13 protein-coding genes are annotated in these 18,216 nt (G+C 68.3%); 5 read left to right on the plus strand and 8 right to left on the minus strand.

Translation table 11 applies throughout. The annotated features are described in order from the left end of the window. Positions 1-521: 521 nt before the first annotated feature. The 4 genes from GCU69_RS00955 to GCU69_RS00970 all read right to left on the minus strand — a co-directional run bounded on the left by GCU69_RS00955 (position 522) and on the right by GCU69_RS00970 (position 5,272). Positions 522-1,628: a hypothetical protein gene (locus GCU69_RS00955; protein ID WP_098752669.1), complete on the minus strand. Its 1,107-nt coding sequence runs from the start codon at positions 1,626-1,628 to the stop codon at positions 522-524. Continuing rightward, complete coding sequence (locus GCU69_RS00960; RefSeq protein ID WP_098752670.1) at positions 1,625-2,263, minus strand: SigE family RNA polymerase sigma factor; 639 nt, start codon at positions 2,261-2,263, stop codon at positions 1,625-1,627. Before GCU69_RS00960 ends, GCU69_RS00955 begins: the two co-directional genes overlap by 4 nt. A 655-nt stretch (positions 2,264-2,918) precedes the next feature. After that, positions 2,919-4,004, minus strand: coding sequence for an aspartate-semialdehyde dehydrogenase (locus GCU69_RS00965; RefSeq protein WP_098752671.1), 1,086 nt, complete (start codon positions 4,002-4,004; stop codon positions 2,919-2,921). Continuing rightward, positions 4,001-5,272, minus strand: a complete 1,272-nt coding sequence (locus GCU69_RS00970; protein ID WP_098752672.1) for an aspartate kinase — start codon at positions 5,270-5,272, stop codon at positions 4,001-4,003. The genes GCU69_RS00965 and GCU69_RS00970 overlap by 4 nt, the downstream gene beginning before the upstream one ends. A 430-nt stretch (positions 5,273-5,702) precedes the next feature. Between GCU69_RS00970 and GCU69_RS34290 the strand changes: the two genes are divergently transcribed. Genes GCU69_RS34290 through GCU69_RS00985 form a run of 3 tightly spaced genes read left to right on the plus strand, consistent with a single transcriptional unit; the run spans position 5,703 to position 12,192 of the window. Beyond that, positions 5,703-9,275: a type I restriction endonuclease subunit R gene (locus tag GCU69_RS34290; protein WP_156204857.1), complete on the plus strand. Its 3,573-nt coding sequence runs from the start codon at positions 5,703-5,705 to the stop codon at positions 9,273-9,275. After that, positions 9,272-10,654 (plus strand): restriction endonuclease subunit S, encoded by a 1,383-nt coding sequence (locus GCU69_RS00980; protein ID WP_156204858.1) that lies wholly within the window; start codon positions 9,272-9,274, stop codon positions 10,652-10,654. Before GCU69_RS34290 ends, GCU69_RS00980 begins: the two co-directional genes overlap by 4 nt. Then, positions 10,651-12,192, plus strand: coding sequence for a type I restriction-modification system subunit M (locus tag GCU69_RS00985; protein WP_156204859.1), 1,542 nt, complete (start codon positions 10,651-10,653; stop codon positions 12,190-12,192). The genes GCU69_RS00980 and GCU69_RS00985 overlap by 4 nt, the downstream gene beginning before the upstream one ends. A 62-nt stretch (positions 12,193-12,254) precedes the next feature. On the opposite strand, the gene GCU69_RS00990 is transcribed toward GCU69_RS00985, so the two are convergent. Next, positions 12,255-12,461, minus strand: a complete 207-nt coding sequence (locus GCU69_RS00990; RefSeq protein WP_156204860.1) for a DUF397 domain-containing protein — start codon at positions 12,459-12,461, stop codon at positions 12,255-12,257. A 14-nt stretch (positions 12,462-12,475) separates the two neighbouring features. Further along, positions 12,476-13,291 (minus strand): helix-turn-helix domain-containing protein, encoded by an 816-nt coding sequence (locus GCU69_RS00995; protein WP_156204861.1) that lies wholly within the window; start codon positions 13,289-13,291, stop codon positions 12,476-12,478. A gap of 517 nt (positions 13,292-13,808) precedes the next feature. Here GCU69_RS00995 and GCU69_RS01000 point away from each other — a divergent pair. Then, complete coding sequence (locus GCU69_RS01000; protein ID WP_170315749.1) at positions 13,809-14,996, plus strand: methyltransferase domain-containing protein; 1,188 nt, start codon at positions 13,809-13,811, stop codon at positions 14,994-14,996. A 49-nt stretch (positions 14,997-15,045) separates the two neighbouring features. On the opposite strand, the gene GCU69_RS01005 is transcribed toward GCU69_RS01000, so the two are convergent. Both GCU69_RS01005 and GCU69_RS01010 read right to left on the minus strand, forming a co-directional pair. Next, the gene (locus tag GCU69_RS01005; RefSeq protein ID WP_156204862.1) at positions 15,046-15,402 is read right to left on the minus strand and encodes a hypothetical protein; all 357 of its coding nucleotides are present in this window, start codon (positions 15,400-15,402) and stop codon (positions 15,046-15,048) included. Continuing rightward, positions 15,399-15,869, minus strand: coding sequence for a hypothetical protein (locus GCU69_RS01010; RefSeq protein WP_156204863.1), 471 nt, complete (start codon positions 15,867-15,869; stop codon positions 15,399-15,401). The genes GCU69_RS01005 and GCU69_RS01010 overlap by 4 nt, the downstream gene beginning before the upstream one ends. 188 nt (positions 15,870-16,057) lie before the next feature. Here GCU69_RS01010 and GCU69_RS01015 point away from each other — a divergent pair, with 188 nt between their 5' ends. After that, positions 16,058-18,196, plus strand: a complete 2,139-nt coding sequence (locus GCU69_RS01015) for an AIPR family protein (protein ID WP_156204864.1) — start codon at positions 16,058-16,060, stop codon at positions 18,194-18,196. Positions 18,197-18,216 lie beyond the last annotated feature (20 nt).

An 18,216-nucleotide genomic window follows, 5' to 3' on the forward strand; every position in this document is an offset into this window, starting at 1 on the left:
CGGACCCGTCATCACGGATCCGCCCCGTACTCCTCCCCTCCCGAGGTCTTCGGTGCCACAAGGCCGTCGTCCGGCGACCGCCACCGGCCGGCACGCCAAGGGCCCGCACACCACCGGCCCGCGCACCACCGGCCGGCACACCAGGGGCCCGCGCACCACCGGCTCCCGCCACCCACCGTCGGCACCACAAGCCGGGCGACGCACCGGCCGCCCCCGCCCGCCGACACCACGAGCCGAGCGTCACCGGCCGACGCCCACAAGCCGGGGGCCACGCCAGCCGCCGCCAGGGGCCGAGCCATACCCGCCGAGCACCACCCGCCGAGGACCACGAGCCGACACCACGAGCCGAGCACCACCGGTCGACGTCACCCGCCGACGTCACCCGCCGAGCCCGCACCGGCCCACCCCCCACCCATCGGCCCCACCAGCAGAGCGGTACCGATCAGCAGGACGGCGCCGATCAGCGGCACCGGGCGGCCGCCAGCACCGGACGGCCGCTGCCGAGGCAGCCGCCGCGCGGGTCAGGAGGCCGTGAGCACTCCGGTGCGGTAGATGGTGCCCGAGCAGACCTCTGGGACGGTCGCCTGGACCGCAGCGTCGTCGCCCTCCGGGGTGTGGCTCAGCAGGACGCTCCCGGCCGGGGCCGGGGGCGGCTGTTCGTCGACGGTGGTCTGCGGTGACTCCGACGCGCTCATGGTGGTCGGGGAACCGCTCGAACCCCCGGCGGAGTCACCGGGGTCCGGCGAGGTGCCGGGGGTGGGGCAGCCGCCGGGCGAGCCGCCGGCGGGGACGAAGGCGAACCGCACCTCGTACGCCTGCCGTGGCTTGAGGATCAGCTTGGCGGCCTCGGCGGCGGGGTCCGGCAGTCCGGTCGCCGCGTCCCCGAGGGTGTGGTCGACGACCGCGATCGGCTCGGCGTTGCCCTGGGACGTGGCGACGACGGCGCCGGGGCCGGAGACCGTGCAGGCGGTGTCCGAGACGTTGACGACGCGGAAGCTGCCGTAGACCTTGCCCTCGGCGTCCGGGGCGTTGACGCTCGACGTGCCGCCGCCGAGCTGGACGGAGGTACAGCTCGGCGAGGAGACGGCCATGGTCTCGGACGGGTTGCTGTTGCCGCCCGCGGTGCCCTCGCGGCCGTTCTCCGACTTCTCGCCGCCCTTCTTCCCGCCCTTGTCGTGCGGGTCCTTCTTGCCGTCCTTCTCGCGGGACTCGTCACCGGGGGCGCCCGGCGCGTTGCCGTTCCTGTCCCCGTCGTACTTGCCGCCCGTGCCGCCCTGGGTCCGCTCGCTGCTGGCGGCGTTGGCCGGCCGGTCCTCGGCGGTGTCGCCGGTGCTGGCGACGTGGACGAACGTGGGGACGGCGGTCCCCACGAAGAGCACCGCCGCGATCCCGCCGACGAAGGCCTGCCGCTTGCGGGCCCGTCTCGCGGGCACCGCGCGCCGCAGGTGCTCCAGCGAGTCGGGGGACGGCTCGATGTCGTCGACGACGGTCTGGAGCAGGCGCTTCAACGCCTGCTCGTCCAGATTCGAGTCGGTGGCCACGAAGGGTGACTCCTCGCCGGACCGTCGTGGTCCGGCGAAGTCGTCCGGCCCCTCGGGGCCGTCCGCTCCGTGCTGCTGTTCTGTCATGCCGGGGCCTCCATGGCGACGCGCAGCGCCGCGATCCCCCGTGATCCGTATGCCTTGACCGAGCCGAGCGATATGCCGAGAGTCTCGGCGACCTGCGCCTCCGTCATGTCGGCGAAATAGCGCAGTACGAGCACCTCGCGCTGTCTGCGTTGCAGACCGCGCATGGCCTGGATGAGCTGGTCGCGCTCCAGCTGCTCGTACGCCCCCTCCTCCGCGCTCGCCATGTCCGGCATCGGCTTGGAGAGCAGCTTCAGGCCGAGGATGCGGCGGCGCAGCGCGGAACGCGAGAGGTTGACGACCGTCTGACGCAGGTAGGCGAGCGTCTTCTCGGGTTCGCGGACCCGGTTCCGCGCGGAGTGCACACGGATGAACGCCTCCTGTACGACGTCCTCGCAGGAAGCGGTGTCGTCGAGGAGCAGGGCGGCGAGTCCGAGCAGCGAGCGGTAGTGCGCCCGGTAGGTCTCGGTGAGGTGGTCGACTGTGGTGCCCGCTGCCATCGCTTCGTCAGCGCCCTCGCGCTGCGACGGTATGTGCGCGGGCTGCGACGCAGCGGGCATCGGCGCGATCACCGGCATCCCGCCGGGCGCGCGCGATCGGGGCGGTCGAAGGACTGCCGCGCCGCCCCCGGGGTCCATTGCCATACCGAATGCCTCTGCCACGCCTGTTTGACACGCGTGCCCCCGTCAAGGTTGTACGCGCGCCCCACCACGTTTGCCGATGCATCGAATGCCCTCATACGCACAGTTCATCCCCAATGCCCCATACAGTCGAGCGACTTCGAGGGACTGCTGCAAAGACGCTCCCCGCCCGGCTGCCGGTTGCAGTGGGCGGGGAGTCAATCGTCTGCCAGGGCGACGACCGGTTCAAGCGGCCTGGACCAACATTTCGATCACAGGATCTTCACACGACCCTCAAAGTGTCCACATTCTAGTGCGCGCAGCCGCCTCGCGGCAGTGGGCACGGAAACGCGGGCGGGGAGACGCGGGGTGGCGTGGGCGAGGAGACGGTGCGGCCGAACGGAACGCCGGCGCGCAGCCGCGGGAGCCCGTACCGGCCCGGGACCGGACCGGGGATCGGCCCGGAACCGGACCCGGGATCGGCTCGGGGTGCCGTCCCGGCCGGGAGCCCGTCCGGCCCGGGACGCCGGGACTCCGGGAAGCCGTGAGACGGCCCGGGCCGCAGGCCGGAGAAGCCGTGAGGCCGGATGCCGTGGAACCGGGAAACCAGGAAACCGGAAATCCGGGAGACCAGAAATCCGGGAGACCGGGAGACCGGGAGACCGGGGAACCGTCAGGAGACGCCCGTCAGTTCCGCGGCGACGACCTCCGCGATCTGAGCCGTGTTCAGCGCGGCCCCCTTGCGGAGGTTGTCACCGCACACGAAGAGCTCCAGCGCGTTCGGGTCGTCCATCGAGCGGCGCACCCGCCCGACCCAGGTCGGGTCGGTGCCGACGACGTCGGCGGGCGTCGGGAACTCGCCCTCGGCCGGATTGTCGCAGAGCACCACACCGGGCGCGGTGGAGAGGATCTCGTGGGCCTTCGCGACCGTGACCTCGTTCTCGAACCGGGCGTGCACGGTCAGCGAATGCGTGGTGATCACCGGGACCCGGACACAGGTCGCGGTGACCCGCAGGCCGGGCAACCCGAGGATCTTGCGGGACTCGTTCCGTACCTTGAGCTCTTCCGACGTCCAGCCGTCGTCCTTGAGCGAACCGGCGAACGGGACGACGTTGTAGGCGATCGGCGCCGGGTACGGGCCCAGCCCGCCGCCGACCGCGCGCCGCACGTCGCCGGGGTGCGTCCCCAGCTCCGTACCGGCGACCGCGGCGATCTGCTCCCGGAGGGTGTCGACGCCTTCCTTGCCCGAGCCGGAAACCGCCTGGTACGAGGAGACGATCAGCTCGCTGAGCCCGAACTCCGCGTGCAGCGCGCCCATCGCGACGATCATCGACAGGGTCGTGCAGTTCGGGTTGGAGATGATGCCGCGCGGGCGGACGCGGGCGGCGTGCGCGTTGACCTCGGGCACCACCAGGGGCACCTCGGGGTCCATCCGGAACGCCCCGGAATTGTCGACGGCGACCGCGCCCTTGGCTGCGGCGACCGGCGCCCACTGCGCCGAGACCTCGTCGGGCACGTCGAACATCGCGACGTCGACGCCCTCGAAGGCCTCCTCGCTCAGCGCGACGACCTCGACCTGCTCACCGCGCACGGTCAGTTTCTTGCCCGCCGACCGCGGCGAGGCGATCAGCCGGATCTCGCCCCAGACGTCCTTGCGCTCGGACAGGATGCCGAGCATGACCGTGCCGACGGCGCCGGTGGCGCCGACGACGGCAAGGGTCGGCTTGCGGGCGGCACCGGCGCTGTCGGCATACGTCATCGTCCGGTCCCTCCGTAGACGACGGCCTCGTCGCTGTCGCTGTCCAGACCGAAGGCGGTGTGCACGGCGCGCACGGCCTCGTTGACGTCGTCGGCGCGGCAGACCACGGAGATGCGGATCTCGGACGTGGAGATCAGCTCGATGTTGACACCGGCGCCGGACAGCGCCTCGAAGAAGGTCGCCGTGACGCCCGGGTTCGTCTTCATCCCGGCGCCGACCAGCGACACCTTGGCGACCTGGTCGTCGTAGCGCAGCGAGTCGAAGCCGACGGCGGCGCGGGTCTTCTCCAGGGCGCCGATGGCCTTCTTGCCGTCGGTCTTCGGCAGCGTGAAGGTGATGTCGGTGAGACCCGTGGTGGCCGCCGAGACGTTCTGCACGACCATGTCGATGTTGATCTCGGCGTCCGAGATGGCACGGAAGATCTTCGCGGCCTCGCCCGGCTTGTCCGGCACCCCGACGACCGTGACCTTGGCCTCGGACGTGTCGTGCGCGACCCCGGAGATGAGTGCCTGCTCCATCGGCTGGTTCCCTTGCGGCTCGTTGCTGACCCAGGTGCCCTTGAGGCCCGAGAAGGACGACCGGACGTGGATCGGGATGTTGTAACGGCGGGCGTACTCGACGCAGCGGTGCAGCAGCACCTTGGACCCGGAGCTGGCCAGCTCCAGCATGTCCTCGAACGAGATCCAGTCGATCTTCCGGGCCTTCTTCACGACCCGCGGGTCGGAGGTGAAGACACCGTCGACATCCGTGTAGATCTCGCAGACCTCGGCGTCCAGCGCCGCGGCGAGGGCGACAGCGGTGGTGTCCGAGCCGCCGCGGCCGAGGGTGGTGATGTCCTTCTTGTCCTGGGACACACCCTGGAAGCCGGCGACGATGGCGATGTTGCCCTCGTCGACCGAACTCTTGATCCGGCCCGGCGTGACGTCGATGATCCGCGCCTTGTTGTGGACGGAGTCCGTTATGACGCCCGCCTGGCTGCCGGTGAACGACTGCGCCTCGTGACCGAGGTTTTTGATCGCCATCGCCAGCAGGGCCATGGAGATTCGCTCTCCGGCGGTCAGCAGCATGTCGAACTCGCGCCCGGAGGGCATCGGAGACACCTCTCCGGCGAGATCGATCAGCTCGTCCGTCGTATCGCCCATCGCGGAAACCACGACGACCACCTGGTGGCCGTTCTTCTTGGCTTCCACGATTCGCTTGGCGACGCGCTTGATGCCTTCGGCATCGGCGACGGAGGAGCCGCCGTACTTCTGCACGACAAGGCCCACGTGCGCTCCTCGAAAATCTGTCTTCCTAAGGATCCCGAATCAGGATCCTTCGGTCGGCTCAGTTTATCGAGCGGACGAAAACGGACACCTGGGTATCGCATCATGAGACACGATCTCGGCATGCGATCACCGCTGACCGCTGCCACCCGTCATCCGGACGCCGTCGGCACCCGCTCAGCGACGACCCCTGCCCTTTTCCGGCCGGGCCACACGGAAACGTAAGCCAGCTCACATCGCGGAACGCGTGATCACCGGGGGTGGCGGGGGGGGTGTACCGGGGGCGGCACGCGGCGGCACGGGGACGTGACGCATCAGTTGATTCCCGACCACACCAGGTGCCTCTTCCGTACCCTTGTGCTCCTGGATCCCGACGGCTCCGCAGGGGGCGCTGCCGTCGATCGGAGCGTACGACGAGAGCGGGGGCGCCGGCGTGGACGACTGGTTGTGGGAGCCGGCGAAGAAGTCGCCGAACTTCAACTTTCTCTACCGACTGCAACCACTGCTCACCCTGTACGGCACGCTCGCCGAAGCCACCGTCTTCACCAACCCCAACGGTTCCCAGATCCAGGCCGGGAAGTTCGGCGAGGTGCTGGCCGAGGAGCTCATCACCCGGATCGGCCTCCGTGTCGAGGGCACCCGCCAGATCGACCGGCTCACGGCCCTCACCCGCACCGGCACCCTGACCCCGCCCGTCCGTGACGCCTTCGACCAGCTCCGCCGCGACCGAAACCGAGCCGCCCACGGCCACGTGTTCGACACCACCCGCGCCCTGGACGACGTACGGACCTGTTATCAGCTCGGCATCTGGTTCCACGACGCCATCACCGGCAAGCGCACCGTCGCAGAGTTCGTTCCGCCCGCCGAGCCCACCGGCGACGAGGCCGTCACCGACCCGGCGGAGCTGGCTGAGCTCCGTGAGGCACTGGACGGGCACCGGGAGGCCCTCGCCCAGTCCCGCACCCGGCTCAGCCGCAGCACGGACGAGCTGGCCGCCGAGCGCCGCGCCCGCGAGGAGGCCGAGGCGCTCATGTCGGCCGCCGCCGAGGCGCGGACCGAACTCAGCGCCCGCGTCGAGCAGCTCACCGGCGAACTGGAGCGGCTCCGCGCCGAGCAGCAGGCTGCGTACGAGAGCGCGCGCACCCGGCCCCGCCGTGTCGACGCCGCCGCCCGGGACGCGATCGTGCACCGCGCCCAGCGCCCCGCCCCGCTCAACGAGGTGCAGGCCCGGGACGCGATCGACGCGATGCTCGGCGCCGCGGGGTGGCTCGTGCAGGACAGGGAGCAACTCAACCCGGCAGCGGGCCAGGGCGTCGCGGTCCGCGAGTTCACCCTCGCCACCGGCCGCGCCGACTACGTCCTGTACGTGAATGGGAAGATCACCGGCGTCATCGAGGCCAAACGCGAGGGCGACCACCTGAGCGACGCCCTGGTGCAGAACGCCCGCTACGCATCGGGTGTCGCCAAGGAGCACAGCCTCGCGGTGTGGCGAGCGGACCAGCCGTTCCCGTTCCGCTACGCGACGACGGGCGCCGAGACGTACTTCCTCAACCGGCTCGATCCGGACGCCCGCTCCCGCGAGGTCTTCTCCTTCCACCGTCCCGGGACCCTGGCGCTGTGGATGAGGCGCGCCGACGAGCGCCCGCAGTCCCCCACCTTCCGCGCGGGTCTGCGCCGCCTTCCGCCGCTGGAGCCGAACGGTCTGCGGCTCGCCCAGCTCGACGCCATCAGCGGCCTGGAGACCTCGCTGGGTGAGGACCGGCCGCGTTCGCTGATCCAGATGGCGACCGGCGCGGGCAAGACGTTCACAGCGGTGACGGAGACATACCGCCTGCTCCAGTACGCGGGAGCGCGGCGCGTCCTCTTCCTGGTGGACCGCAACAACCTGGGACGGCAGGCACTCGCCGAGTTCCGCAACTACACGACCCCGGACGACGGCCGTAAGTTCTCCGATCTCTACGGCGTCGACCGGCTCGGGGCGGCCGGCCTCCAGGAGACCTCGTCGGTCGTGGTGTGCACGGTGCAGAAGATGTACTCCCTGCTGCGCGGCGAACCCCTCACGGACGACGAGGCCGCGGAGGATGCCGACGACGCCGCCGGTGGTGTCTTCGCCGCCGACTCCTACGCCACCGACCAGCCTGTGTCGCTGGCGTACAACCCGCAGGTGCCGCCCGAGTCCTTCGATCTGATCGTCGTCGACGAGTGCCACCGGTCGATCTACGGCCTGTGGCGCGGCGTCCTGGAGTACTTCGACTCGCACCTAGTGGGCCTGACCGCCACCCCGACCCCGCAGACGCTCGGCTTCTTCAACCAGAACCTCGTATCCGAGTACACCTACGAGCAGGCGGTCGCGGACGGCGTCAACGTCGACTTCGACGTGGTGCGCCTGAACACCGACATCCGGGAGAACGGCGGCGCCCAGATCGACGCCGGGACCACGGTCAAGATCAAGGACCGGAAGACGCGGCGGCAGCGGTACGAGGAGCTGGCCGACGACTTCTCGTACACGGAGGCACAGATCGGGCGGAGCGTCATCGCGGTGGACGAGATCCGGGCGGTGCTCCAGACCTACAAGGCCAACTGGCAGCGCTGGTTCCCGGGCCGGGCCGACATCCCGAAGACCCTGATCTTCGCGGTCGGCGAGGACCACGCGGAGGATGTGCTGGCGCAGGCCAAGGAGGTCTTCGCGCGCGGCGACGACTTCGCGAAGAAGATCACGTACAAGAGCCGGCAGAACGGCGAGAACCCGGACGACCTGATCAACGACCTGCGTAATTCGCCGTCCCTGCGCATCGCGGTGACGGTCGACATGATCGCGACGGGGACGGACGTACGGGCACTGGAGTGCGTGATCTTCCTGCGGTCGGTACGCAGTGCGGTGCTCTTCGAGCAGATGAAGGGGCGCGGGGCACGAGTCATCGATCCGACGGACCTGCGGGAGGTCACGCCGGATGCCGACGAGTCGGTGCGGAAGGACCGCTTCGTCCTGGTCGACGCGGTGGGGGTGACGAGCTCGCCGCTGGTCGACGCGAAGCCGCTGGCGGCGGCGGGCGAGCGGCAGGTGTCCCTGAAGAAGCTGCTCGACAAGGCCGGTACGAAATCGATCAGCGCGGGGGAGGCGGAGATCCTGGCCGGGCGGCTGGCCCGCCTGGACCGGCAACTGACGGACGAGGAACGGGAGCTGCTCACGCGCGCGGGCGGTGGTGCGACGCTGGCGAAGATCGCCCGGGACCTGGTGGACGCGGCCGACCCGGACCGGCAGGAACGGGCTGAGGCGGAGGGCGGGCCGGCCGAGGCGAGGCGACTGGTCGAGCGGGCGGTGGCACCACTGACCGAGCACCCTCAGCTGCGGACGTCGATCCTGGAGATCCGGCGGGACAAGGACCTGCTCATCGACGAGGTCACCAAGGTGTCGGTCACGTCGGTGGAGGAGGTTCCACGAGAGGAACGGGCCAGGGAACAGGTCGGCCGCTGGCGCGACCTCCTCGACACGCGGCGGGACGAGATCGCGGCGATCCAGATCGCGATCGGCACCCCGAGAACGGTCGCACCGAGCGAGGCGTTCGCGTCGCTCAAGGAACTGGCTGCGATAATTCACCGGCCGCAGTACGCGTGGACCCCGGATGCGCTGTGGACGTGGTACGAGGACCTGGGCAAGGCGGTGGAACGGCCGACGAAGGGCGCGGGGGTCCCGGACCTGATCTCGCTCATCCGATACGAGCTGGGCGTCGATGCCGAGTTGAAGCCGTACCGGTCGGTGGTCGAGGAACGCTTCGCGGGCTGGCTGCTGCGGCAGCGACAGGCCGGGGCGGAGTTCTCGGAGGAGCAGGTGTGGTGGCTGGAGAAGATACGGGACGTGGTGGCAAGTGATGTGGGCATCACTACGGCTGAACTGAAGCACGCGCCGTTCACGGAGCGGGGCGGTGCTCGGGGCTTCATGCAGAGCTTCGGCGGACGCGAGCAGGCGCGTGAACTCCTGACTGAACTGAATCGAGAACTGGCTTGAGCGAGAAACACCTTCCCGCGGGGTGGGGCCGAACCCAGCTGGGCGAACTCGTTGACGTCTTGGACCACTACCGGGTTCCGGTCAGTGCGAGTGAACGCAGCAGTCGCGCCGGAAAGGTTCCGTACTACGGGGCCACGGGCCGGGTCGGCTGGATCGATGCCCCCATCTTCGATGAAGACCTCGTGTTGCTCGGCGAGGACGGAGTCAAATTCTTCGACAGATCGAAGCCGAAGTCCTACGTGATCTCCGGACCGTCCTGGGTGAACAACCACGCCCATGTGCTGCGTCCGGTGAAGCAGGCGGTCGACCTCAAGTACATCAACCACTATCTGAATTTTTTCAATTACGAGGGATATGCGAACGGGACCACCAGGTTGAAACTGACCAAGTCGGCGATGGTCACCATTCCTGTTCCGTTGCCTCCTCTTGGCGAGCAGCTCCGCATCGTCGAGGTACTCGCACTGCACCTTTCCCGGCTCGATGCTGCCCTCCGGAGTGTCGAGGCATCGCGCCGGAGATGCGAAGCCCTTCGCCGGTCTCTACTGCTGGAGACTGTGCCTGCCCAGACTCCGTCCACCTGGAGAGAAGTATCCGTGCAGGAGGCAGGGAAAGTCGACCTCGGTCGTCAACGCCACCCCGACTGGCACACCGGTCCAGAGATGAAGCCCTACCTGCGGGTGGCCAACGTATTCGAGGACCGCATCGACACCTCCGACGTCATGGAAATGGACTTCTCGGGGATCTTCGACCGGTACCGCCTTCACCCCGGAGACATCCTCCTCAACGAGGGCCAGAGTCCACACCTCGTCGGCAGGCCCGCGATGTACCGGGGAGATCCACCCGAGGTGGCCTTCACCAACAGCCTCCTTCGCTTCCGCGGGAATCCGGACGTGCTGCCGGAATGGGCGCTTCTGGTGTTCCGTCGACACATGCATGCCCGCCGGTTCATGCGCGAGGTCCGCATCACCACGAACATCGCACACCTTTCGGCTGCACGATTGAAAGCGGTCGAGTTCCCTGTACCCCCGATCGAAGAGCAGAAGCGCTTGGTTGCTCTCGCGGAGGAGCGATTCCGCGGAATCAACGCGCTCGATGAGGAGCTGGCCAAGGCCCAACGGCGGGCCGAGAACCTCCGGAAGGCCGTTCTCGCCCGAGCGTTCACCGGAGGACTCGTCCCTCAGGACCCGAACGACGAACCGGCTTCCGAGCTACTGGCCCGCGTCCAAGCTGAGCGCGCCGCGCAGCCGAAACCCAAGCGCATCCGGCGTACACCGTCCCAGCGCAAGGTCGAGACCACACTCGAACCGGAGCCGAAACGGGCGCCCACAGCGACCACCGCCCTCCCCAAGACCGCCATCCAGCAGGAGTTCGAGCTGTGAGCAGCACGCCGACCGCCGTCCAGGCCGAAGCCCAGACCAACCAACTGGTCGCCAAGCTCTGGAACTACTGCAATGTTCTCCGGGACAACGGCCTCTCCACCATCGAGTACGTCGAGCAGCTTTCCTATCTGCTCTTCCTCAAGATGGCCGACGAGATCGCCGAGTCCTCCTTCGACGAGGCCGAAGCCATCGTCCCGCCCGGCTACGACTGGCAGTCGCTGATCTCCAAAAAGGGCGTGGCCCTGGAGATCCAGTACCGCAACATCCTCGCCGAACTGGCGACCAAGACCGGCACCACCCTCGGCACGATCTTCGCCAAGTCGCAGAACCGCATCACCGAGCCCGCCCTGCTCGAAAAGCTGGTGATCGACCTCATCGGCGGTGAGGACTGGGTCACCCAGGGCACCGACCTCAAGGGCGACGCCTACGAGGGACTGTTGGCCAAGGGTGCCGAGGACACCAAGACCGGCGCCGGCCAGTACTTCACCCCGCGCCAGCTCATCGACGCCATGGTCGACTGCATTCGTCCACAGCCTGGGGACACCATCACCGACCCCGCCTGCGGAACCGGCGGCTTCCTCATCGCCGCGCACGAGCACATCCGCAAGCACCACATGCAGGACATGTCCCGCGACGAACGCCTCGCGCTCAGCGACGGCAAGATCTTCGGCAACGAGCTGGTCACCGGCACCGCCCGCCTCGCCGCGATGAACATGCTGCTCCACGGCATCGGCAGCAGCGACAGCAAGTCGCTCATCTCCGTCGGTGACGCCCTCGCGACCAAGCCCGACCGCCACGCCTCGGTCGTCCTCGCGAATCCGCCCTTCGGCAAGAAGTCCGCGATCACCGTCATCGGCATGGACGGCAGGTCCGAGCGGGAGGACATCTCCTACGACCGCCCCGATTTCCGCGCCACCACCACGAACAAGCAGCTCAACTTCGCCCAGCACATCATGTCCCAGCTGGCGATCGACGGCCGTGCCGCGGTGGTCCTTCCCGACAACGTCCTCTTCGAGGGCGGCGCGGGTGAGAAGATCCGCCGGCGCCTGCTCCAGGAGTTCAACTTCCACACCATGCTGCGCCTGCCCACCGGCATCTTCTACGCGGGCGGGGTCAAGGCCAACGTCCTCTTCTTCGACAAGAAGACGCCCCGTGCCGACGGCAAGCCCAACACCGACCGGCTCTGGGTCTACGACTTCCGCACCGGCAAGCACTTCACGCTGAAGCAGCGCCCTCTCCGCCGTGCGGACTTGGACGAGTTCGTGGAGGCGTACCACCAGGAGGACCGGCAGGAGACCGAGCGCTTCAAGCCGTTCACGTACGACGAGCTGATCGCCCGCGACAAGGTCAATCTCGACATCACGTGGATGAAGGACCCGGCCCTCGACGACGCGGACAGCCTGCTGCCGCCCGAGGTGATCGCCCAGGAGATCGTCCAGGATCTGCAAGCCGCGCTCAACGAGTTCGCGGCGATCGCCGAGGCGCTGGGGGGCGAGATCCCACCAGAGGTGGCGGAGGACGCCCCGGTGGTCGACTGACCGGGACCACACGCAAGCGGCACCCCGCCGATCGGTGGGGTGCCGTGCTGATTTGCTCTCGATCACATGGCTATCTCAGCCCGATCTGCCGCCGCGAAGGCGACGAAGTCGGCCCATGTCTCCCGGCCGAAGGTGAGCGAGGGCTTAGCCGTGTCCTTGGAGTCCCGCACGTGCACCGCGCACGGGCATGCGGCGACCTCGATGCAGGCTCCCCCCTGGTCACTGCTGTAACTGCTTTTGAACCAGGCGAGATCAGATGGGCTGTGCATAACTTCCCGGGTACTCATTGCTCTCCTAGCAATCGCTCAAGCAGGCTCATGGAGTCCTCGGGGGTGAGGGCCTGCGCTCGGATGGTTCCATAGCGCTGGCGGAGTTCACTCACCATCTTCCGGTCAGAGACCAAAAAGCTACAGTCCCCTTGCCCTTCGGTGTAGGCCAGTTGCTGCTGCTCAGGCGTTTCCAGCAGGTACATCGCCCCCGCCAGGCCTGCGTGGGACTCACGCTCGGTTGGCATGATCTGGATCGCGACATTTCGCAGCTCGGCGCACTCCACGAGCTTGCTGAGCTGCTGGCGCATGACCGACGCACCACCGATCGGTCGGTGCAAGGCAACCGCCTCGATCACGAAGCCGAGAGCAGCCGTCGGGGCTCGGTTGAGTAGGGACTGTCTGCTCAGGCGCGATTCGACCCGCCGCTCGATCTCGGCGTCGTCCAACGGCGGCGAGCTGCTTCGGAAGACAGCTCGCGCATAGTCCTCCGTCTGTAGCAAACCGGGAATCACGTGGTTCTCGTAGATGTCCAGCCACACAGCCTGGGCCTCGTAACGTGCATAGTCCTGGAACCAGTCGGGATACTTCTCCCGCACAAGAAAGGGTGCTCCGCCCTTCAACAGGCCACCCGCCCCAAGCACATCGTCCATCGCCTCGATGACCGACGGCTGCGGGATTCTCCGCCCCTGCTCCACGGAGCTGATCGTCTCCACCGAGTACCCGAGCTCCTCGGCCAACCGCTCGCGGCTCATACCGGCCCTCTGCCGCCACAGCCGCATCTGACTGCCGAAGTACCGCAGCGTCCCCGAGGACGCGTTCTTCTCCACCATGTCCACCACCCGGCTCCCCGCTCGGCCTCGTTGCACAAGAAGCTAGCGACCCATATCAGATGAATTGAGAAAAGTGCCGAAACTCCCTCGATGGAGCGAATCCGCGAACTTCGCACTTCAGAACCGCTACAGGCCTCGTCAATGCCTCGTCCGAGGGAACCAGCTGCACCGGGTGCGAAGACTTCCCACCCATTCGAACGGTCCGCTCCGGCGCCCCGTACCGGTCACGGCCGCGTACGCATGCCTCAGTACGTCCACAGTCACTGCTCGCACGCCTTCGGTATCCCGATATTCGAGGTGCTGCCGGCGATCCCGTCGGCGCGGTCAGCAGGAACCAACGCTTCACGAGTAAGGACGCGACATGATCCGAAACCCGTACCCCTCCCACTCGTTCTCGCCATGAGCGGCAACCCGCAGGACGACAGCGACTCCGGCAACAAGCACGGTGGCGGGGGCTCCGACGAAGGTGGGAACACCAGCGACGGCCAGGGCCCGGCGGACGGGAAGTAAGGCGTACGTGACCCAGCAGCACAGCGCAGAGGAGGCCGGCCGTGCGCGGCTGGCCTCCGCGCTCTTGGAGAAGGGGAGCCTCGGCAGCGACTGGCTCCCCTCGTTCGAGGCGGTCCCCCGCCACCTCTTCGTGCCGGACACCGCCTGGCCCGGCAACGCGGGCGGCAACCGGCAGCAAGACCGCGTGATCCGTACCGAGGAGCCCGACGCCTGGTGGGCGGCCGTCCACTCCGACGTGCCGATCACCACGCAGTGGGACGACGGCGCGTATACGGGCCCCGGCCGGGGCAAGGTGCCGTCGTCCTCCAACTCGATGCCGTCCATGGTGTTCTCGATGCTCGGCGCGCTCGGTGTCGAGGACGGGCACCGCGTACTGGAGATCGGCACCGGCACCGGCTGGAACGCGGCGCTGCTCGCGCACCGGCTCGGCGGCGGGAACGTCGTCACGGTCGAAGTCGATCCCGCCGTCTCCGCCGCCGCGCGGGCCCGCTTGGAGGCCGCCGCAGCCCGCACCGGGGCGGCGGTGCCGGTCACGGTCGTCGGCGACGGAGCCGACGGGCATCCGCCCCTGGCCCCGTACGACCGGATCATCGCGACCTGCTCGGTCGGCCGCATCCCGCCGCAGTGGCTCGCGCAGTGCAGGCCGGGCGCGGTCATCGTCGCTCCGTGGGGGCCGGTCTACGGGGGCGAGGGCGTCGTACGGCTCACGGTCGGCGAGGACGGTACGGCGGCCGGGCCCTTCATCCGGTCGTCGGCCTTCATGCGGCTGCGCGACCAGCGCACCGATCGGCCGCCGTTCGGTGCGTACCTGAAGGAGCCGTGGCCGGCGGGCGGGACCAGGAGCACCACGACGCTGTCACCGGACGGCGTCGGGGGCTGGATCGACATGTTCGTGATCGGTGTGCGCGTCCCACGGATGTTCTGCCGGACGGACAGTCACGGCGACGGCTCGTACACGCTGTGGCTGTACGATACGGACGTGACGAGCTGGGCGACGGCCGACCACGAGCCCGGCCGTACCGACTACGAGGTGGTGCAGTCCGGACCGCGCGCCCTCTGGGACGAGCTGGAGACGGCCTGGCGCTGGTGGGAAGCGCGGGGAAAGCCTGGGTTCGAGCGTTTCGAGCTGGCCGTGAGCGCGGAGGGCGAGCAGCGGATCGGGCTCGGCGAGGAGTCCTGGGCCGTCGGGCCCTGACGCCCTGCGTCTGGTCGCGGCACCGCTGCCCGCCCCCCGTGTCCTCTGCTCAGCGGGCCGTGTCCTTCGGATGCCGCAGAGATGCGTAGAGCACCCAGACGACGCGCTTGTCCGGGTCCACGGCATAGCGCACCCTGCCGCCACTGGTGACCTCGTACTCCCACTGCTCCAGGTCGACGCCGCTGTGACGGTGGGTGGCGAGGTCACCGCGCAGCCGGTGCTGACGGCAGTGCTGCGCCCGCGAACACGGCGCGGACCGCAGGGCTTCCAGGCAACGCCGGGTGTTCGGCAGAGCGAGCCGGCACAACTCTTCCCAGCCTCTGACGGCATCGGTGGTGCCGAAGCGCACGTCCCACTCGGGATCGGACGGAGGGACCGTGACCCGGTCGCCGCGCTTGGGGCTCACTCCACGTCCCCGATCTGGCCGAAGTCACCCTCGGTGGGAGCCTTGGCCCGCCGATATTCCTCCGGGTCGGCCTTGATGCGTGCTGTGGCACGCCAGCCGGCGATGACCTCTTGGGCGTTGCTGTCGACATCCAGCTCGGCCGCGTCCGAGAGCGCTGCCGTCAGCTCGACGGTGAAGGTCCGTACCTCGTCCTCGGTCAGGTGACGCACCCAGGGGAAGACGTCCGGCATGGCGAGGAGAACGGCACGGGCACTCGCATCGTGCTTCATCAGCGCGAGGAACATCCGCGAGGCCGTACTGAGGTTGTCGTCACGCTCCTCCTCCCGGTCAGCAGCGGTCAGATAGAAATCGGGTGCGTCCCGGTGGGTGACCCTGAGCCGACCGGTACGCGCGGCCTTCTCGGCCACGGCCCGGGGGTTTCTGGAGAGGTCGGAGAACGTGACGGAGTCAGGGTGGCTGATGCTCATGCCTCCACTGTACTCAGAATGCGTTCTGATGTGTGTGCCCGTACATACGAACCCGACGTGTCGACCTGATCATGGCGTCCCCCTGCATCTCTCCTCCCGCACCTTTCGGCGTACCGGCCGCGTGTAACAGTGCGTCGCGCTAGCGTTACGGGCCACGACGTGAGCGGGCGAAGCATTTCGGGGTGGGGATGAGTGCACAGCAGCAGGGGCCGTCCAGTCTGCCGACGCAGGTACGGCATGTCCGCCCTGCTCTTCTCAAGGACTATGCCGGCCTCATCTACGAAGACGACCTGAAAGGTTACGACCGGATTGGCCGCGAAAACCGGTTCCTTTCCCGTGCCCTGGCAGCATCCGCTGTCCGGCTGGTGACCGGCTGCGACCACGAGACGGCAGGCCGGGCCGTGATCGACGGCGAGGACGACCAGGGCATCGACGGCGTGGCCGTGGGCGAGAACTCGCGGGACGTATGGCTCGTCCAAGCCAAGTGGAGCGACTCCGGAAAGGCCAAGATCGACAAGGGGGAGGCGCTCAAGTTCGTCGACGGGCTGCGGTTGATCGATCAGCGTGACTTCGAACGCTTCAACGAACGGCTCACTCCGCACGTCGCCCAGTTGGACGCTGCGATGGGGGATCCGCGGCTGCGTATCACTCTTGTCGTCGCCCTCATGGGCGCGCGCGATCTCTCCGATGCGGTCACGGAGGTCCTGGAGCGTGCCTGCACGGAGATGAACACCCTGGGTCCGGTGCTCAGTTATCGCGTGGTGACCGCTGCCGACGTGCATCAGCAGCTGCGGCAGGACCTGGCACCAGACCCGGTGAACGTGACAGCAACCATGTCCGGCTGGATCCGGCGGGGCACCCCGTTCGAGGCATGGCAGGGCACGGTGGCAGTCCGTGACGTCGCCGCCTGGTATGCCGCCTACGGCGACGCACTGTACGAGGACAACGTCCGCAATTCGCTCGGGCTCACCCGCATCAACTCCGGCATCAAGGAAACCCTGCTCACGGAGCCGGAAAACTTCTGGTATTTCAACAACGGCATCACCGTTCTGTGCGATGCGATCGAACCCCAGTGGCCGGGTCGCCGCATGCCCAACGAACCGGTCCGGCTCGCTCTCGACGGCGTCAGTGTCGTCAACGGCGCCCAGACCGTCACAGCGATCCACGAAGCCATGGCGCAGCACCCGGACCAGGCCGAGAACGCCGACGTGACCGTACGGGCCATTTCCCTCGGCACCGAACGGCCGGTCTACGCCAAGCGCGTCACCGAGACGACGAACACGCAGAACGACGTGTCGCAGAGAGATTTCATCGCCCTGGAACCGGCACAGGCGGAGATCCGAGAGGATTTCCTGCTGTCACTCGGCAAGACCTATGTCTACAAACGCGGGGAGCCCGATCCGGCTCCGGAGGCGGGGTGCTCCGTCGTGCATGCCGCCACCGCGCTCGCTTGCGCCCACCGGAGCCCGGAACTCGCCGTGCGGGCCAGCGAGGACACAGATCTCCTCTGGGAGCGAGGCAGCAGCGGCGCATATCCACGTCTCTTCGGTGAAGTTCCGACCGCACTGCGGATCTGGCGCTCGGTGGAGATTCGCCGTGGGGTGGGGGCAGCGCTGGAGGTCGAGCGCAGGCGGTTGCACGGTCGTGCCGCCGACATCGCCCGTCGCGGGGACCTCCTCGTGACCCATCTGGTTTTCCGGCACCTCGGGCTGGAGGAAGAACTCGACGAACCCGACCTGCACTGGCAGCCGACCCTGGACCGTCTGGCGGAACTGACAGCGACGGCCCTGTCCTGGCTGATCCACCACGTCGACGCCGAATACGGCAGGAACTCTTTCCTCTCGAACACCTTCACCGACGAGACCCGCTGTAAGCACTTGTCGAAGCTGGTGCTGGAGGACATGGACCGCGGCGGGACGGTCCCTGTGCTCCCGGTCGACTACCGGCCCCCGGCGAAACACAAGCGGAAGCAGCGCCGCCCCAACGCAGTGCCCACTCTGGTCAGTGCCGGGCGTCTCGCCGACGGCACACCCTTGGTCTTCCAGCCGAAGAGCAGCACCGAGACAGCGGCGGTACGGGCATGGCTGGACGAGGACGCCCGCCGGGGCAGGGCGACCTGGGTGAACGACCGCGTCAAGTGCCTGCTGTGGACCTACGACGGGAACGCGTACTCCGCGAGCGGGCTGGTGACCAAGATTTGGGAACTGGCCGGTTACGAGAAGTCACCCGTTGCCGTGCAGGGGCCGAGCCGGTGGACTTCCGACGGGGTGAACACGTTGTGGGACCTGGCGCTTCAAGTGCTGGACGACAAGAACGAACAAGGCTGATCCAAGTTGCCGAGCCATTA

Origin of the sequence: Streptomyces lycii (assembly GCF_009735685.1) — a bacterium.
In the GTDB taxonomy this organism is placed as follows: domain Bacteria; phylum Actinomycetota; class Actinomycetes; order Streptomycetales; family Streptomycetaceae; genus Streptomyces; species Streptomyces lycii.